General features: G+C 45.6%; 17 protein-coding genes and 2 pseudogenes. 7 read left to right on the top strand and 12 right to left on the bottom strand.

Features of this window, described 5'->3' with window-relative positions; genetic code table 11:
• Nucleotides 1-138 precede the first annotated feature (138 nt).
• The 4 genes from C7I86_RS03160 to C7I86_RS03145 form a co-directional block, all read right to left on the bottom strand.
• Nucleotides 139-762: a Uma2 family endonuclease gene (locus C7I86_RS03160; RefSeq protein ID WP_020861484.1), complete on the bottom strand. Its 624-nt coding sequence runs from the start codon at nt 760-762 to the stop codon at nt 139-141.
• A gap of 41 nt (nt 763-803) precedes the next feature.
• Nucleotides 804-1,460 (bottom strand): signal peptidase I, encoded by a 657-nt coding sequence (gene lepB / locus C7I86_RS03155; RefSeq protein WP_010871812.1) that lies wholly within the window; start codon nt 1,458-1,460, stop codon nt 804-806.
• 46 nt (nt 1,461-1,506) lie between these two features.
• Nucleotides 1,507-1,839 (bottom strand): DUF6679 family protein, encoded by a 333-nt coding sequence (locus tag C7I86_RS03150; protein ID WP_010871811.1) that lies wholly within the window; start codon nt 1,837-1,839, stop codon nt 1,507-1,509.
• 204 nt (nt 1,840-2,043) lie between these two features.
• Nucleotides 2,044-2,745 carry a class I SAM-dependent methyltransferase gene (locus C7I86_RS03145; protein ID WP_010871810.1) on the bottom strand — a complete coding sequence of 234 codons (702 nt, stop codon included), beginning with the start codon at nt 2,743-2,745 and terminating at the stop codon, nt 2,044-2,046.
• A 56-nt stretch (nt 2,746-2,801) separates the two neighbouring features.
• Here C7I86_RS03145 and C7I86_RS03140 point away from each other — a divergent pair, with 56 nt between their 5' ends.
• From C7I86_RS03140 to C7I86_RS03125, 4 genes are all read left to right on the top strand, one after another.
• Nucleotides 2,802-3,992 carry a reverse transcriptase-like protein gene (locus C7I86_RS03140; protein ID WP_010871809.1) on the top strand — a complete coding sequence of 397 codons (1,191 nt, stop codon included), beginning with the start codon at nt 2,802-2,804 and terminating at the stop codon, nt 3,990-3,992.
• Between the two features lie 7 nt (nt 3,993-3,999).
• Entirely contained in the window at nt 4,000-4,497 is a 498-nt protein-coding gene (locus tag C7I86_RS03135; protein ID WP_010871808.1) for a hypothetical protein, read from the top strand.
• A 91-nt stretch (nt 4,498-4,588) separates the two neighbouring features.
• Nucleotides 4,589-4,975 (top strand): hypothetical protein, encoded by a 387-nt coding sequence (locus C7I86_RS03130; RefSeq protein ID WP_010871807.1) that lies wholly within the window; start codon nt 4,589-4,591, stop codon nt 4,973-4,975.
• 3 nt (nt 4,976-4,978) lie between these two features.
• Nucleotides 4,979-5,899, top strand: coding sequence for a tRNA (5-methylaminomethyl-2-thiouridine)(34)-methyltransferase MnmD (locus C7I86_RS03125; RefSeq protein WP_020861483.1), 921 nt, complete (start codon nt 4,979-4,981; stop codon nt 5,897-5,899).
• A 9-nt stretch (nt 5,900-5,908) separates the two neighbouring features.
• Here C7I86_RS03125 and C7I86_RS03120 read toward each other — a convergent pair whose 3' ends face one another.
• Nucleotides 5,909-6,304 (bottom strand): response regulator transcription factor, encoded by a 396-nt coding sequence (locus tag C7I86_RS03120; protein WP_010871805.1) that lies wholly within the window; start codon nt 6,302-6,304, stop codon nt 5,909-5,911.
• 71 nt (nt 6,305-6,375) lie between these two features.
• Between C7I86_RS03120 and C7I86_RS03115 the strand changes: the two genes are divergently transcribed.
• From C7I86_RS03115 to C7I86_RS03105, 3 genes and pseudogenes are all read left to right on the top strand, one after another.
• On the top strand, nt 6,376-6,822 hold the full coding sequence (locus C7I86_RS03115; protein ID WP_010871804.1) for a VOC family protein: 447 nt from the start codon (nt 6,376-6,378) through the stop codon (nt 6,820-6,822).
• Nucleotides 6,806-8,848 (top strand): mechanosensitive ion channel family protein, encoded by a 2,043-nt coding sequence (locus C7I86_RS03110; protein ID WP_020861482.1) that lies wholly within the window; start codon nt 6,806-6,808, stop codon nt 8,846-8,848. The genes C7I86_RS03115 and C7I86_RS03110 overlap by 17 nt, the downstream gene beginning before the upstream one ends.
• A 127-nt stretch (nt 8,849-8,975) precedes the next feature.
• Nucleotides 8,976-9,357 (top strand): annotated as a pseudogene (locus tag C7I86_RS03105) (IS1 family transposase); the annotation flags it as partial.
• A 78-nt stretch (nt 9,358-9,435) separates the two neighbouring features.
• Here the strand turns inward: C7I86_RS03105 and C7I86_RS03100 are convergent.
• The 7 genes and pseudogenes from C7I86_RS03100 to bchI form a co-directional block, all read right to left on the bottom strand.
• Nucleotides 9,436-9,963 carry a GIY-YIG nuclease family protein gene (locus C7I86_RS03100; RefSeq protein WP_010871801.1) on the bottom strand — a complete coding sequence of 176 codons (528 nt, stop codon included), beginning with the start codon at nt 9,961-9,963 and terminating at the stop codon, nt 9,436-9,438.
• A gap of 56 nt (nt 9,964-10,019) precedes the next feature.
• A complete protein-coding gene (locus C7I86_RS03095; RefSeq protein ID WP_010871800.1) occupies nt 10,020-10,409 on the bottom strand; it encodes a single-stranded DNA-binding protein in 390 nt (129 codons plus the stop codon).
• 153 nt (nt 10,410-10,562) lie between these two features.
• A pseudogene (locus C7I86_RS03090) lies at nt 10,563-10,865 on the bottom strand (S4 domain-containing protein); the annotation flags it as partial.
• Nucleotides 10,866-10,931: 66 nt separating this feature from the next.
• A complete protein-coding gene (locus C7I86_RS03085; RefSeq protein WP_223211338.1) occupies nt 10,932-12,599 on the bottom strand; it encodes a hypothetical protein in 1,668 nt (555 codons plus the stop codon).
• Between the two features lie 26 nt (nt 12,600-12,625).
• On the bottom strand, nt 12,626-12,979 hold the full coding sequence (locus C7I86_RS03080) for a hypothetical protein (protein ID WP_010871797.1): 354 nt from the start codon (nt 12,977-12,979) through the stop codon (nt 12,626-12,628).
• A gap of 187 nt (nt 12,980-13,166) precedes the next feature.
• Nucleotides 13,167-14,381, bottom strand: coding sequence for a tyrosine--tRNA ligase (tyrS, locus tag C7I86_RS03075; RefSeq protein WP_010871796.1), 1,215 nt, complete (start codon nt 14,379-14,381; stop codon nt 13,167-13,169).
• A 34-nt stretch (nt 14,382-14,415) separates the two neighbouring features.
• Nucleotides 14,416-15,489, bottom strand: coding sequence for a magnesium chelatase ATPase subunit I (gene bchI, locus C7I86_RS03070; protein WP_010871795.1), 1,074 nt, complete (start codon nt 15,487-15,489; stop codon nt 14,416-14,418).
• Between the last annotated feature and the right edge of the window lie 2 nt (nt 15,490-15,491).

The raw sequence follows: 15,491 nt of genomic DNA, 5'->3' as shown, positions 1-15,491 counted from the left end.
GCTGACTCACGCCATAGGTGAATAATTGAGGAAGTTCTATCTTTTGGTGGACTTATAGTTAAGCCTCTACCAAACTCTCCGCCCCATCCTGGCTGAGACGCGATACAACCCCCACTTTTTGTCTTGTTGATGCCAATACTAAGCGTTAAAAATTTGCTCTGGGGTCAATACCAGTTCCGCAAACGTGGGGGATACTAAGGTTTCTTGCCCTTGAAAAGCTTGGCGATCGTAAACTCCTTCTGGATTGAGGGTATAGATGGAAACGGTGGGCTGCTTTGGTTCCCCTAAAATGTCCCGACTACCGATCGCCAGATAATCGACAATCCAATATTCTTTGATGCCAAGGCGTTGATACTCATCCAATTTATCAAAATAATCCGTTTCCCAGTTACTAGAAACCACCTCCACTGCTAACTGGACTGGCTCAGTTAAAGCTCTGTAGTCACCGGGATCGGAGCGCCATACATGGCGATCGATAACACTCACATCCGGAATGCGTCCATGAAAACCGCCGGTCTTAATCTCAGTTCTGATGGTGGCCTGGGTGGTGACATCAAAGTTTAATGAGAGACGACGTATTTCGTCATGGAAAGCGAAAAGAATGAACTCAGCAATCAGTTTATGTTCGCGGGTGTTAACCATTTCGATGATTTTTCCATTTACCCACTCAAAGCGGCCTTCTTCGGGACATTGCTTCAAAAATTGGTCAAAGGTTTGGGGAGCAGCAGTGGCGATGGTTTTAACGAGGGTGGGGGTAACCATAATTATTTGATTCTCTCCGCACAGTGGTGATTGCTTATAATCTAACGACTCTCCGGCACTGTCTGGGGGGAAATGGCTGGACTTTCCCATGCTTGGGGGCTAATTTCTACTGCTTCTCGCTCAGCATCATCAGTCAACAGGCCTACCCGGGGTACGGGCCAAAAACGGACAAAGGCACGGCCGAGCAATTTTTCCCGGGGGACAAAGCCCCAATAGTGGGAGTCATAGCTGTTGTTGCGGTTATCCCCTAACACTAAATACTGATCATCGGGCACTTTCACTGGGCCATATTCATAGGCGGGAGGAGCCGCAATGTAATTTTCGTCCAGCATTTTGCCGTTGACATAAACGTTGCCTTGGGAAACCCTAACTTCATCCCCCGGTAAACCGATAATGCGCTTAATAAAAGCATCGTGGAAGTTTTTTGCTTTTAGGGCGTCAGTGGGGTTAAAGACCACAATTTCTCCCCGCTCCGGATCCCGCAATCGGTAACTGATCTTTTCAATGATCAGGCGATCGTTAATCTGCAGGGTCGGCTCCATGGAGGAAGAGGGAATGTAGCGAGCTTCGGCCACAAAAGTCCGAATACCGATCGCCAGGATAACCGCGGTAACCATGGTTTTGCCCAACTCTAACCAGGTATTTTCCGGGGGGCTTTCTTTTTTCTTGCTGGTTTCGCGGACAATATTTTCGGTCATAGTGGGGCCGGGAAAAATAGGGGAATTTATTTTAATCTGTTCCAGTTTAGTCGCAGTCTTCCTCTTCTTCTTCCTGGTGGGACTTTGGCGATCGGGCTAGTAACTGTTCCGCCTCTGGACAATCTTCAGAAATTAGCAGTTCATGACCAAGGCGGGAAACGGAGGCCAACTTACGGTTAACGGAGCCAATGCTTTCCAGGCGCACCATTTCTTCCCAGGCACAGACCTCATCCTCTTCTTCGGTCTCATAGCGGAAAGTGACCAAATCCCCCTCCAGTGTCAGAATTTTGGCATTTTCTACCCACCTTTGTTGGTCCCTCAGGTAAAGACTGACTTCGTGGCCATCGGTACAAAGTTGATAGATTTTCCGGTGTAGCATGGGCAAGCTCCTAGATAGCAGTGGGAGGACGGGACGGGGCGAAACAGGGCCTTAGGGTATCCGTCTTGGAGGGTACTGGTGGGAGGTTGGTGCCGGATGGGCCAAAAAAAGTAGCATATGGATCGAGAGAAAAATCCCTGATGGGGAAAGCTTACGAGAATTTTAACGCAAATCAGCGGAAACCTGATTCCCTTCGTTGCAGTCCTATCGCTGTACTATGGTTGAACTTTGGAACTTCTTCTCCAATGTCCAATGGCGATCGGAAGACTGGTAAAGGTGTAACTCCAGGTTGGGACCATCATCACCGACCCAACCCAAATGCTGGAGATAGTCTTGTATTTCAGCGATAGTTAGGGAAGCGTGGAGGGAATCAGCAAAAAGTTTCCTCTGCTGGTCGTTGTAGTCGGAGCCGATCGCCGTTACGAAATCAGCTAATTTTTCCGGGGATTCGGGGCGAATTAAATCCCTAATTAATAGGAAACCGTGGGGCTTGAGCACCCGTTTTACCTCCCGCAAAAAATCCAGCGGCCTGGGCAAATGATGACAGAGGCTATTGGCAATCACTCCGTCAAAGGAACCATTGGCGTAGGGCAATTGTTTTGCATCGACAAATTCCAGGCAAATTTGAGTTTCACACCCCGCTGCGATCACATTTTCCTTGGCGATCGCCAACATAGAACGAGCAAAATCGATGGCAGTGATTTGCCATGCAGGACGTAACTGGGCGAGTAGAATGGGAATACGGGCCGTACCAGTACCGGCATCTAACACTGTGGCTTTGCTTGGGCCGAGTTGGCAAGCTCTCTGGGCAAAAGCCAGATTAACCGCTTGAAAGTCCATGGCATCGTAGTCCATTGCTTCTGCTTCGGTGTCCATTACCTCTGGCTCCAGAATTCTTTCCAACATCGGTCAATTACTCCAACTGGTTGCCCTGTTATTGTAAACACCCCACACCACCAGCAATGGCTAATTCTTCTCCCCCCAATGGCACAGGTAATTCGATACCAATTTTGTTCTATGCCGGGGAAGCCCTAGGACAAAAAGGTCAAGGGGCCGCAGTGGCCATTTTGCTATTGCCCACGGGGAAAAGAACCAGCGTTAAACAGTTACTGGCCTCGGCCACCGGCACAGAAGCGTCCTATCGAGCCTTATTAATTGGTTTGCAAAAAGCGCGGCAATTGGGCATCCACAACATTGAAGTCAAGGGCCACAATGAAAAGGTCTTTGACCAGGTCAACGGACTAGAGGAAATTGACCAACCTCCCCTGCGTCATCTCCATCGGGAGGTGATGACAGTGATGAAGCAATTTGAGCGGGTGATGGTGGAATGGATTCCCCTGGATCAAAACCGTCCAGCCTACCAGACCGTGCAAAAATGTTTGGCAACAGCGGCCCGTTCCCCCAAAGTCGATGGGTTACCCAGACCGATCGCCCCGGAAATTGTGCGATTAATCAAATTAGGCAGTCAGGCCACGGCCAAGGATTTTCAGGCGTTACAGGGTAAGTTTGACGAATTTTCTCAGCAATCTCTCTCCACCCTGCGTCGCCGCATTCCGGTGCAGGTACAGGACAGATTGGCTTTGGAGTGGAATGGTGATGAGTCCCAGTTAGCGGAGATGTATCGCTGGTATTTAAGGGGACTGCCTCCGGACTTCATTGTCCGCAAATTTCAGCTAGAAGCCCTAGCCCCCGGCCGGCAGCAGAAATTACCCTGGGAAGACCAGTTACTGAGCCAAATGACTCCCCACCCTGGGGATTTCACTGCCCAGAAACTTACCGATGCGAGGGAGCACCTTGGTCATATTGAGTTTGTGCCCCCTCCACCACCGCCATTTTTTGCGCCCTTGGAAGAAGGAAATCTGTTAACTAGGCAAGGTTTTTCCCCCACAGAGCCTGGCCTTGTTGAACCAGCCATGGCCTCCACCGCCTCCGATCCCTTTGCCACCGACCACGGCGACTCTTACCAAGAAGGACCGAGTGAAGCCAAAGACACGGTGCCCACAGTGGACCAAGTTCAACAAATTGTTAGCATGATTATGGATTTGTCCTTGGGGGAGAAAACTCGGCTGGTGAAGAATTTAGCCCAGTTGCCCGAATTAAGCAATCAGTTCCTCACGGCGATCGCCGACCGTCTTAAACCCTCTGGAAATTGAAAAAGCTATGAGCCTGAAAAAATTTAAGGAAGAATTCCTACAACAGTCCCAACAAGCGCAAGGGAGCGAGGAAGAGAAAAAAGCGGTGCAGTTGGTGATGACTCCCCTGTTTGAAGAAATCGGCAAAAAGCTGAATGTGGATACGCTTTATATTTGGACTGGTCGCCACAATGACAATCTAGTCAAACTCACCCTGAGCGCCCAAGGGGGCAATAAAACTGCGGCCGCCATATTTTGCTTTAGTAATAAACAGGATGCCCAAAGACACCCCAATTTTGCCAAGGAGGAATATCAAATTAGGTCCATCGACATTTTTAATTTATTGTTGCATTTTGCCACCCTACCGGAACTTGATCTGTTGCTGGTCTATAACCAAAAAGGTCACCTGAATAGGTACTCGCAAATTGAGCGCAGTGGGTTGATCAAAGATTTCCAGAAACTCTGTTGGGAAACTGGCTTGGTGCCCCGTCCAGTGGCGGAAACAGGACATTTTGGTTTAGCTTAGGGTCAAACGTGGTTCACCCACGGTGTTCTTGTTGAATGCAACGACCATTGGAGAACTCAATCCTGACCTTCAACTACCTTAAGTTTTAACGATGACTACCAACAACAGCACTTTGTTAGACACTATCCAGCAAGGTTTTCGGATTACGGTGGGAGCCACCGCTAGTTTGGTGGAAACATTGCAGGATCCGCAAAAACGCCAGGGTACTTTCCAGGATTTGCAACAGGAATGGGACCAACGGGCCAGCCAATGGGCCCAAAAGGGCACTACTACGGAAACGGAAGCCCGTCAGTATGTGGATCAATTGCTCGCACAATGGCGACAATCCCTGCCCAACCCCCTTAGCAAAACCACTGCCACTGGTTCCAATAACATCATCGATTTTGCGACGGCGAAAAGGGAACTCGATCGCCTGACGGAGGAAATTGCCACCTTGAAAGGGGAATTGGCCCAGGATAAACCGGGAACGGAGGGCTAATTTTTGACCAGTGCGGCCCCTTTTACTCCCCAGTTGACGGCGGATGGTTCTTTTACGTTCTATTCGCCCCAATTTGGGGAAACGTTCCATTCCCAGCGGGGTGCTAAGGCGGAGGCGGACGAAAAGTTTGTTCATCCCTGTCTTTTGCCCCAGTTGGCGGCCAAAAAATCCAGGTTAACTATTATTGATGTCTGCTATGGCTTGGGCTACAACACAGCGGCGGCCCTAACAGCCATCTGGCAAATTAATCCCCATTGCCACGTAACTCTGTACAGTTTGGAAAACGATCTGCAAGTGCCCCGCCAGGCGATCGCCAATGGCTTGCTCCAGGGTTGGCCGGATTTGGTGCAGGAGATTTTGCAGGATCTAGCTCAAAGAGAAATGGTTGCCAGGGAATTTTTAACTGCCCATCTGGCGATCGGGGATGCCCGGCAAACATTACTATCCGTTGTGCCCCGAGATATTAAGGTCGATGCTATTTTCCTCGATCCCTTCTCACCGCCCAAATGTCCCCAACTGTGGACAGTGGAATTTCTCTGTCATTTAGGCGATCGTCTAGCCCCAACAGGCCGTTTAGCCACCTATTGCAGTGCGGCGGCGGTGCGTCATGGTTTACAACTGGCCGGACTGTCCATTGCCACCATGGGAGACGGTCAACCGCCCCATCCCCGTCGTCGGCCCCTGGGTACCCTGGCTAGCCACCAGCCATCACCCCCATCAATATTTGCCCCCTGGGAAATGGAACATCTGCAAACTAAGGCGGCCATCCCCTACCGTGATCCTTCAGGAACAGATCCAGCGGAAGTAATTCTGGCCCGTCGTCGAGCGGAACAGAGCAAAAGTACATTGGAGCCCACCAGCCGCTGGAAAAAACGTTGGCTCGACCAGGAGATTAACCATACCCCTAACTCTGAATCTTTCTAAAATGGACTATTAATCCTCTTCTTCAATACCCAAAATTCCCTTCGCTTGGGCCAATAAATCCCTGGGGCCAAAGGGTTTAGTTACGTAGCAATCCGCCCCCGCGGCTAACCCTGCCTGGCGATCGAACTGTTGGCCCTTGGCCGTGAGCAAAATCACCGTGGTATTAGCTAGCTCAGGATTTTCTTTAATACGTTGACAAACTGCTAAACCACTAATCTTGGGCAACATCACATCTAAAATAACCAATTGGGGTTGATGTTCCACTGCTAAAGCCAAGGCTTTTTCCCCATCCATGGCGGTCAATAACTCCACCCCGTAATCTTCTTCTAAAAGCTCAAACACCTCTTCCAGCAGAATTACAATGTGGGGTTCGTCGTCAACAATTAGGATTTTCAGTTCGGACATTGGTAAGGTTGTAATAAATTGAGCACCGCTGAAAAGTTAATTTCCCCTTAACTCCCCCAGCATAAAGCATCATGCACCATGTTTCTATTCGTACTGCTAATATCCATCGGGCGATCGCCTTTTATGAGCTATTGGGTTTTACCGTGGGGGAAAGGTTCACCACTGGTTATACCTTAGCTTGCTGGTTGACTGGTCTGGGGGGACGCATTGAATTAATTCAAATTCCCCAACCCCAACCCGCCCCTGATGCCTTCAAAGATGAACATTACGTGGGCTACTATCATATCTCCTTTGATCTAACAGACCAGGTAGAAAGTTTACCGGAATGGTTGAATAATCTCAGCCAAAGTTTTAGCCAAGCCTATCAAACCAATCCAGAACAAATTGAGCCGTTAAAAATTCTTTTAAATCCCCAGCAACAACAAATTGGTGATCATATTTATGAAGTTTTATTCATTGCCGATAGTGATAACCTCCCTTTGGAATTTATTCGTTGTCAGAGTGCTCCCAACAAATAGAAAAAATTATATTTTTCGCCATCAAAGATTAAATTTAAGTCAATTAATCGCCCTTACTCTGCTCACCTTACTGCTAAGCCTAGGTTTTGCCCAAGCCCAGTCGGCACAAACTCTCCTTAGTCAACTACCGCCCCAAATTGACCTAGTGGATCCCGTCAAGTCTGATTTCCCCCTGCAAAATAAAGCTTTTAATCTAGGCTTTGAATCAGATTTATCCGGTAGAATTGGTAACTTGGATTACACCACCGTTAGGGTAGATGGAGAGCCAATTTTTTTGATTGCTGTGCCCACAGGAAATGCTAGTAAAGAAGGAGATTCTTCCCTTAGTCCAATTGTTTATCGTCAACAACGTATTGAAAGTAAGTTTAAAGAAATTGTCCAGCGGGGTTTTGATCCAGAAACCTTAAATGTTGCTAGTTCTATTCTCAATGGGGCGATCATTATTCAAATTAGCGATGACAAAAATCTCCGGCCACAAATTCTTCGCACCATTACCAAAGCTGATGCTGATTTATACGCCCTTACCCCGGAAGATTTAGCGTCCGAAACCGTAGATCAAGTCCGCAATGCCCTGATGCGAGCGAGGCGGGAACGACAACCAGAAGCCCTGAGAAGACAAATAAAAGTTGCCCTAGTAATTGTCACCATTGTGGTCACAGTTTCGTTGGTAGTGCTATTTATTTATCGGTGGCTGGGACACAGAATTCACTTACTAAAGATGGCTATTAATTGTTTAGTTAAGGCGGAGGAGGAAGACCCAAATTTTGATTATAATTACATTGATGCGTCTATTTTTAAAAATATTGCTGCCATTCCCCGCTATTCCTTCGCTTTTCAAATTTTAGACCGGATAGCTATTTTTCTTTATTATTTAAGTGCTTACTCCAAAACTATACTATTCGGAAATGTTGGCTGGGGGGACAGTAAAAAAAATCCTCCCCTGACATTTTCTTTGGATAACCAGAAAATTTTTGAAAATATTCTTGAACTTTTCCAAGGCAAGGATTTTTACGACTTCCTGAAAAACCGCCTCAAACAAGTTGTATTTACCCGGAGAATACTAATTTTTTTCCTGTTTATTATCTGGATCCGTGGTAGTGCTTTTTTTCTGCAGGTTTTTCCTAACACTCGACGTTTAGGACGACAGTTATCGGGCACTCCCATTTCTTTAACTTTAATTTGGTTATCGGCAATAATTTTAATTAAAATATCTGATTTTTTAATTGAGTCTTTTTTCCATACCATTGAAAACGATTATGCTATTTTACAAACTGCCAAATATACACGAAGAAAAATTAGAATTAACACTGTCAGTAGTGCTGTCAGGGGCATTAACCTGGTGGTCTGTATTTTTACTGCCTTTGTCTTTTCCCTTAGTTTGTTCGATGTGCCGGTGGCCACAGTACTGGCTGGGGCAGGGATCATCGGTTTTGCGGTGTCTTTCGGTTCCCAAAACTTGATCAAGGATTTAATTGCCGGTATTTCTAATCTGATGAGTGATGCCTTCGCCATTAATGATTTCGTTCTGATTGGCGAGTTTGAAGGAGTAGTGGAAGATACAAACCTATTTGTTACTCGCATCCGTTGTCCCAACGGGGATTTAGTCACCATTCCCAACGGAGCCATTGGCACAGTGTGTAATCAAACTAAAGACTGGTCCAGGGTAGATTATTCCGTTATGGTGGCGGCTGATGCTGATCCCAAAAAGGCGATCGCCGTTTTGCAACAGGTGGCGCTGGGTCTGTACCACGATCCGTGGTGGCATCCTAAAATGCTCCAGGCACCGGAACTCAAGGGTATTGAAGAGGTTTCTCACCAAGGTATTCTTATTCGTATTTGGCTTAAGACCCTGCCGGGGGAACAATGGGACGTGGCCAGAGAATTGCGACTGCGGGTGAAAGTGGCCTTTGAATCCCAGGAAATTGCCATTGGGGTGCCCCAACAACAATTATTAATGACAGGAACCGGAACTTCTCCTTTGTATGGAGATGAAAAAGAACGTGCCTCTAAAGACGGGGAAAAATAGTACCGGCTGAGCGTGAACTCACAACAACGAAGAAACGAAGAGTGAGGCGGATCCCTGAAACTGGGCCAGAAACGAAGAAAGGAAAGCTCTGTAAATCAATAATGGAGAGTTTCAAATAGATAATGATAAGGCATATGAGCGTGTTACTGGGAGACTCATCGACTGGGAACTGGGAACTGGGAAATCGTGATAGTCAAACCCTGAGTCGTTTGCTGGAGAGACTGGCAAAGTGGAAAGTGACGGTGTACTGCACCGATGACTGGAGGCCCTATCAACAACTGCTGGATGAACATCCCGATGCGTTTCATGGGATTAGCAAAAGAGAAACAGTAGGAATTGAGAGAAACAACTCAGATAACCGTCATTGGTTTGCTAGATTTCATCGCCCCACGAAAGTTGTCTCCAGGTCAGCCCACATGGTTGATATCACCATGGCAATATTTGCCGAATTTAGGGTCAATGGTAACATAGAACTACTACGCAACTGGCGCCTCTCATTACTTTCTTGAAACTCTCGAATGTCCATTTTTTTCAGTCAGGGTCATCTTGGATCCCCTTATATTTTAATGGACAGCTATGGGCGAATCCTAGGTGATGTCCAACAGCCCTTGTTCTTTCAGCTTGGGATTGAAGCGAATTTGTTGTGCCACTCCCCTGGCTTCCAGTTTTGCCAACACTTCTGCCTCTAGCCTACGGGCAATTTTTTTCAAAAGTTTGGGCGTGTCCCCTGGTTCACTTTTAGCAACGGTGGCGGCCTCTTCTGGAGTCCAATAATCCTGCACATTAATCGATTCAGCCCAAATTTTCTGACTTTCACCATTGCCAGGAGGATTTTGCCCCACCAACCAATGGTTTTGAATTTGAACTAATAATTGGCGATCGGGGCGGTCGATGATGTGTACTTTGAGCCCATGGCAATGCTCTGGTTGACGCACCAAATGTTGCAGCAGGCTAATGGCTAAATTACGGGAATAGCCTACGTATTGTAGATTCTGATGCTGGTCAAAAATGGCGTAAACCCCAATACGTTTTTCGTAGTTCGGATCAATTTCCCCAGCCTCCGTTAAAAAAGGTAAGAAGTTGAGATCGACTAAATTGGGAAGGGAATCCGCCATTGTGGAAATTTCAAGTTCAAGGAAAAATCTGACTGGGAGTAGCTGAATTGTGGATGTTAGAACGGAATATCATCGGTGTTACTAAGGTCCACTGCTTCAGGTTCTGGAGGAGAAGACAACTCACCAGGATTAATGCCATTGCCGCTATCCACCAAACTAATGCGGGAAGCAGTTAGCTCAGCTCGTTTTTCCTTAAAGCCTTCCTGCCGTTCTATCATATTCATACCTAAGCGTCCTTCGATAATTAGGCGATCGCCAGGGTGATAGGTTTCTTTGATGGTGTTGGCCAAATTGCCCCAACCAACTACTTTCAAACTTTCCTTGGGGGAATCATCCCTCATGCCGGGGAATTCTACTAGAAATTCGCAGACGGGGGTTTGATTTTCTTTGGTGAAGCGCAGTTCCGGTTCCCGAATAACGGTGGCCATTAAAACAAAACTGTTCATGGGGCGATAACCTCAATTCTAAGGTTGGGCAGTAATTGGTTGAATCTGGACGGATCAGGCAGGAATGGGCAGGATTGACCGGTCAAATCAGTTCGCCCCAATTCTACCTCGATCGCCGACGGAGAGAGTAGTTATAAATTACTATTTTAATTGCTAATTCGCAGTGAAGCGAATAAATTTTTTCTTGCCTACCTGGAGCACCTTACCGTCCAAATCCTGCGGTTTCTGGTATTCCTGGTTAACATCCCCCAGGCGATCACCATCTAAGCGCACCGCTCCTCCCTTGATTTGCCTTCTCCCTTCGCTACTACTGGGGCACAGGCCACTGGCACTGAGGAGATAGGCCAATTTCACCGGAAAAGTAATTTCAGCTAGGGAAAATTCCGGCACGCTATCCGTATTGCCCGCTTTCCCCTGGGTGACAATATCCTCCGCTGTTTTTTGGGCGGCGATCGCCTCTTAAATTTTTTCCCTTTATGAACCCCAGAATATGAAAATCAGTCGTAGTTCTAACTCAAATCGTTAAGAATCCCAGTATTGCAGAAAGATAGTGAGCCATGCTTTTAATGTTTGTGAACGTCGTTCAATTGTTTTTTGAGAAAGTGATGGACAAGTTGCCGTTAAAAATTCTTCTGCACTGTCAGGATTAATCTCTGAAAGATCATTGGCATTTTTCCACAGTAGCCAAGCAGAACCAACATTAGAAGAAATAAATTGATAGGCAAGAAGTCTCATTTTTGCCTCTTTTTTAGATAAGCGAAACAAAGCAGAACAGACGTTGGTCGGATGCCCACGCCAATCAATAAGGTTAAGAATTTCAATTGCTCTACGATAATAGAAAAAATCTCTAGATTTTGTTCCTCTTATCTCAAGAAACTTATCACTAATAGTTTGAGTTGAAGATGAATATTGAACAAATAATTGTGCAAGCTCCAAAATTCTTTCAATATTATTAGCTTGTGGAACATCACAAGAGAGAATTCTAATGTGTGTTCTTTCTTGTTCATTAAAATCAGTAGTTGCTCCTGTAGAGATATTGGCAAAATTCTCTGTAGAAATGGGAGGAATAATCTGTAATCCTATATCCTTTGTGGAAACAGATAAGTTAATCTTAAAGTCCTTTTCACTAAGGATTTCTGCACATTCTCGCCAACTATCAATAGTATTTTGATTAATCTCACTTTGTTCGTAATTTTTTGAGGATAAAGAAGCAATTTCTGTTGCTAAAATATTAGCTTCCCTAGGAGTTAGAGGAAGATTAAGAACCTGAATCCAAGAACCTTGAATTGATTGTATTTGATTAAATTTAGGAAATCCTAGTTTGAAAATGCTTGATACTTCCTGAAAAAAACGCTCGATTCTATCTATTGCGCTAGCTCCAAGTGACCATGTTAGTTCCTGATTTAAATGCTCAATGTGTACTACGACCGACAAGCCTCCTCTAACAAAAATAGTTCCGATTACAGCCAGAGAAGAATCAATTAATTTTAGAATATTTTTTTGAACTTGACGGTGCTTGTCTGAATATTCATTATTATTATTTAAAATATTTACAGGATAGAGATCCTTAAGTAGTTCTACTGAAGACGACCAAATACGTTGATCTGAATATTTTATTTTACAAGCAATATGAGCAATATTTAAAAATAAATCTAACCCTTCTGACCATTCCTCCTGAAGAATAGGTTCATCAACTTTTTGTAAAACTAAACGAGCTAAAGAGTTAATCTTTGCAACTTGCTCTAAAGTACGAGGTGCTTGAGCATAATTCTCGCCCCAAGTGGCAAGAAAATCTAAAGTTTGCTCTGCAATTAAAGGGTCTCCATATTCCAGGCTATTACGTAAAAAACTATCTAATGCGGTAACTAGTAATGCAAAAATGGGTGATGCCCAATCTTCAATACGAGATACTATTCCTAAAAGACTAATTCTTAAAGCACTGGCAGGCGTAATATTTGAACGAGACAAAACGGCTGCCAAAAATAGCCAAAGAACTTCATTATTAACCCTATTTGGTTCATATTTCATGATTCCTCTAACTAATATACCTAAGACAATCTCAGCAATATTTTCTTCGGCAATTGCTAATAAAAATGCAAAACACCTTATCTGTTCATCTACGGCACCAAAATTAATAGAAATTTTGTCAAGCTTATCTATTGCTCTATCCAAATCGGTAGAGTCTGACATTGCTTGAATTTTGGTAAAAAGTATTGTCATTCCAAATTTTTAGCAGGAATAAAAGTCAAACCTTTGCGAATTTCAATATCAACACGAGCGTTTGGAACAGTACGTCTAGGATTTTGAAAAGGATGAGGTTGAGAATTTTGATCAACACCTCCATTTTTACTAGCATTCTTGATAAAACGTTCAGCTTTGACAAAAGCTGAATTTCGTTGTTCTTTCTGAGACTCATTGCATTGTTCCTCAATCTTAGCAAGAAAGTCTAATCCCTCTTGAGCCGTCACAGGAGTACCCCGCGCCCAAGAGCGAGTATAGCCCCCATTTTGTGTAATGTCGTCACCTTGAGCTTGTACAGCCCCGCGATACAGTGCTTGTGGGGTGGGCATATCAAATTCGTTTGATTATACTCATAACTAAAAAACCTGCTCATCAGCATACTATCTATGCTGGTGTGATCTACAATATCGCAGTGCGATTTTTGGGAAAGCGTTAAACCTCTTTTTTCGAGTGTGAGCTTGTTACGAATAGAATGATCGCTTTTTGTGAAAGTTAAGAAGCTGATCGCCTTGGAGATTAAGAAATCAGACGAATAAATTTTTTCTTGCCCATTTGCAACACCTTATTAATTAACATTTTGGGATCGGCATATTCCTGATTAACATCCTCTAGGCGATCGCCATCTAAGCGCACAGCCCCCCCCTTGATTTGCCTTCTCCCTTCACTACTACTGGGGCACAGGCCACTGGCACTGAGGAGATAGGCCAATTTCACCGGAAAAGTAATTTCAGCTAGGGAAAATTCCGGCACACTGTCCGTATTACCCGCCTTACCTTGGGTGACAATATCCTCCGCTGTTTTTTGGGCGGCGATCGCCCCTGCAACTCCATGGAACTGGGCTGTAACTTCCTTGGCGAGCAACTTTTGGCACTCCCTGGGATTCTCCGGTAACTCGGCCAAGTCCAAGTTAGTTAGTAACTCGAAATATTCCCCCAACAGGCGATCAGGCGTCTTCTCCAGCTTGGAGTACATGGATAAAGCATCTTCCTGTAAACCCACATAATTGTTCAGAGACTTGGACATTTTTTGTTGTCCATCTGTCCCCAGCAAAATCGGCAACAGTAAACCAAATTGAGGAGTTTTGCCAAAATGCCGTTGTAAATCCCGGCCCACCGCAATATTAAACTTTTGATCAGTGCCCCCCAATTCCACATCTGCATTTACAGCGACAGAATCATACCCCTGCATTAAAGGGTAAAGAAATTCGTGCAAAAAGATCGGATTTTCCTTTTGGAAACGCTCCGCAAACCCTTCCTTGGCTAACATCTGTCCCACTGTCATCGTTGCTAGCAATTCCAGAATTTTATTCAAATCTAAATTGCTTAACCATTCGGAGTTGTAACGGATTTCCAATCTTCCTGGAGTATCAAAATCTAGAATTGGTTTTAACTGAGCTAGGTAACTTTCTGCATTGCGTTTCACCTGATCCGCAGTTAACTGTTTCCGTACTTCCGATTTCCCAGTGGGATCGCCAATTTGGGCAGTGAAATCACCAATAATTACCACCGCTGTGTGGCCCGCATCCTGAAACGCCCGCAATTTACGGAAGGGAATGCTATGGCCTAAATGAATGTCCGTGCCCGTGGGATCAATGCCCAGCTTTACCCGTAGAGGTCTGTCCTGTTGGGTTAAAATCCCTAAATGTTCCTGGGGATTGTTTGAGTCAGCATTGTGGGGAAAAATTTCCGCCGTTCCCCGCCAAAGCCAATCGGGATCAGAATTTACAACCATAAATCACACAATAAAAACAACAGAGATTGCCGCGTTAAGCTTCATCGACAACGCCAAAAACCCGTTTAAATACCTTTTCCACCTTACTGCCGGAATCAATGGACTCTAGAGGATCTTTCCGTAAACGATGGCGTAAACAAAGCACAATTACTCGGCTAATATCATCCACTGTTACCTCAGTGCGACCTTCAAAAGCGGCCAGGGCTTTGGCGGCCCGATTGGTAACAATATCTCCCCGTAACCCGTCCACATCAAGTTCTGCACAGACTTCCGATACTTTCACCCGATAGTCGTAGTCAATGGTCACTTGGGGCAGTAAATTCTGGGCATTAACAATTTTTGCTTGTAACGCTTCCTGTTCCGTTTGATATTGGTCACAGAAAGGATGGGGATTTTGGTCAAACTCCGTCCGTTGTTCGACAATTTTTACCCGCAATTCCGGTTCCCGCACAGTGCGAATTTCAGCATGCATGCCGAATCGATCCAACAATTGAGGCCGCAATTCCCCTTCTTCTGGGTTACCGGAACCCACTAAAACAAACCGGGCCGGATGGCGAATGGAAATACCTTCCCGCTCCACCGTGTTCCAACCCCCAGCAGCGGAGTCCAACAACACGTCCACTAAGTGATCGTCCAACAGGTTAACTTCGTCCACATAGAGAATGCCCCGGTTGGCTTTGGCCAATAAACCCGGTTCAAAGGCTTTAACTCCTTCTGATAATGCCTTTTCGATGTCGATGGTGCCGCACACCCGGTCTTCCGTTGCCCCCAGGGGCAAATCCACCATGGTGACTTTCTTTTTGACAATAGATAAAGGTTCTTGGCTATCTACCCGGATCCGTACTTCCTCACTCATCATCTCGGGATCGCTGGGGGAAGAGTTAAAAGGATCATTGGCCACCACCTCAATTTCCGGCAACAAATCCGCCAAAGCTCTAATGGTAGTGGATTTCCCGGTTCCCCGATCGCCCATGATCATGACGCCGCCAATCTTGGGATCAATGACATTGAGCAACAGGGCCAACTTCATTTCATCTTGACCGACGATCGCCGTAAAAGGAAAAACAACACGGCGGGTTTTGCTGGGGGCGGCAAGGGTGGCAGTCATGG

This window comes from Synechocystis sp. IPPAS B-1465, from assembly GCF_003015225.1.
GTDB lineage: Bacteria > Cyanobacteriota > Cyanobacteriia > Cyanobacteriales > Microcystaceae > Synechocystis.
The sequence above is the reverse complement of the archived record's forward strand: the minus strand, read 5'-3'. Positions and strand labels throughout refer to the sequence as shown.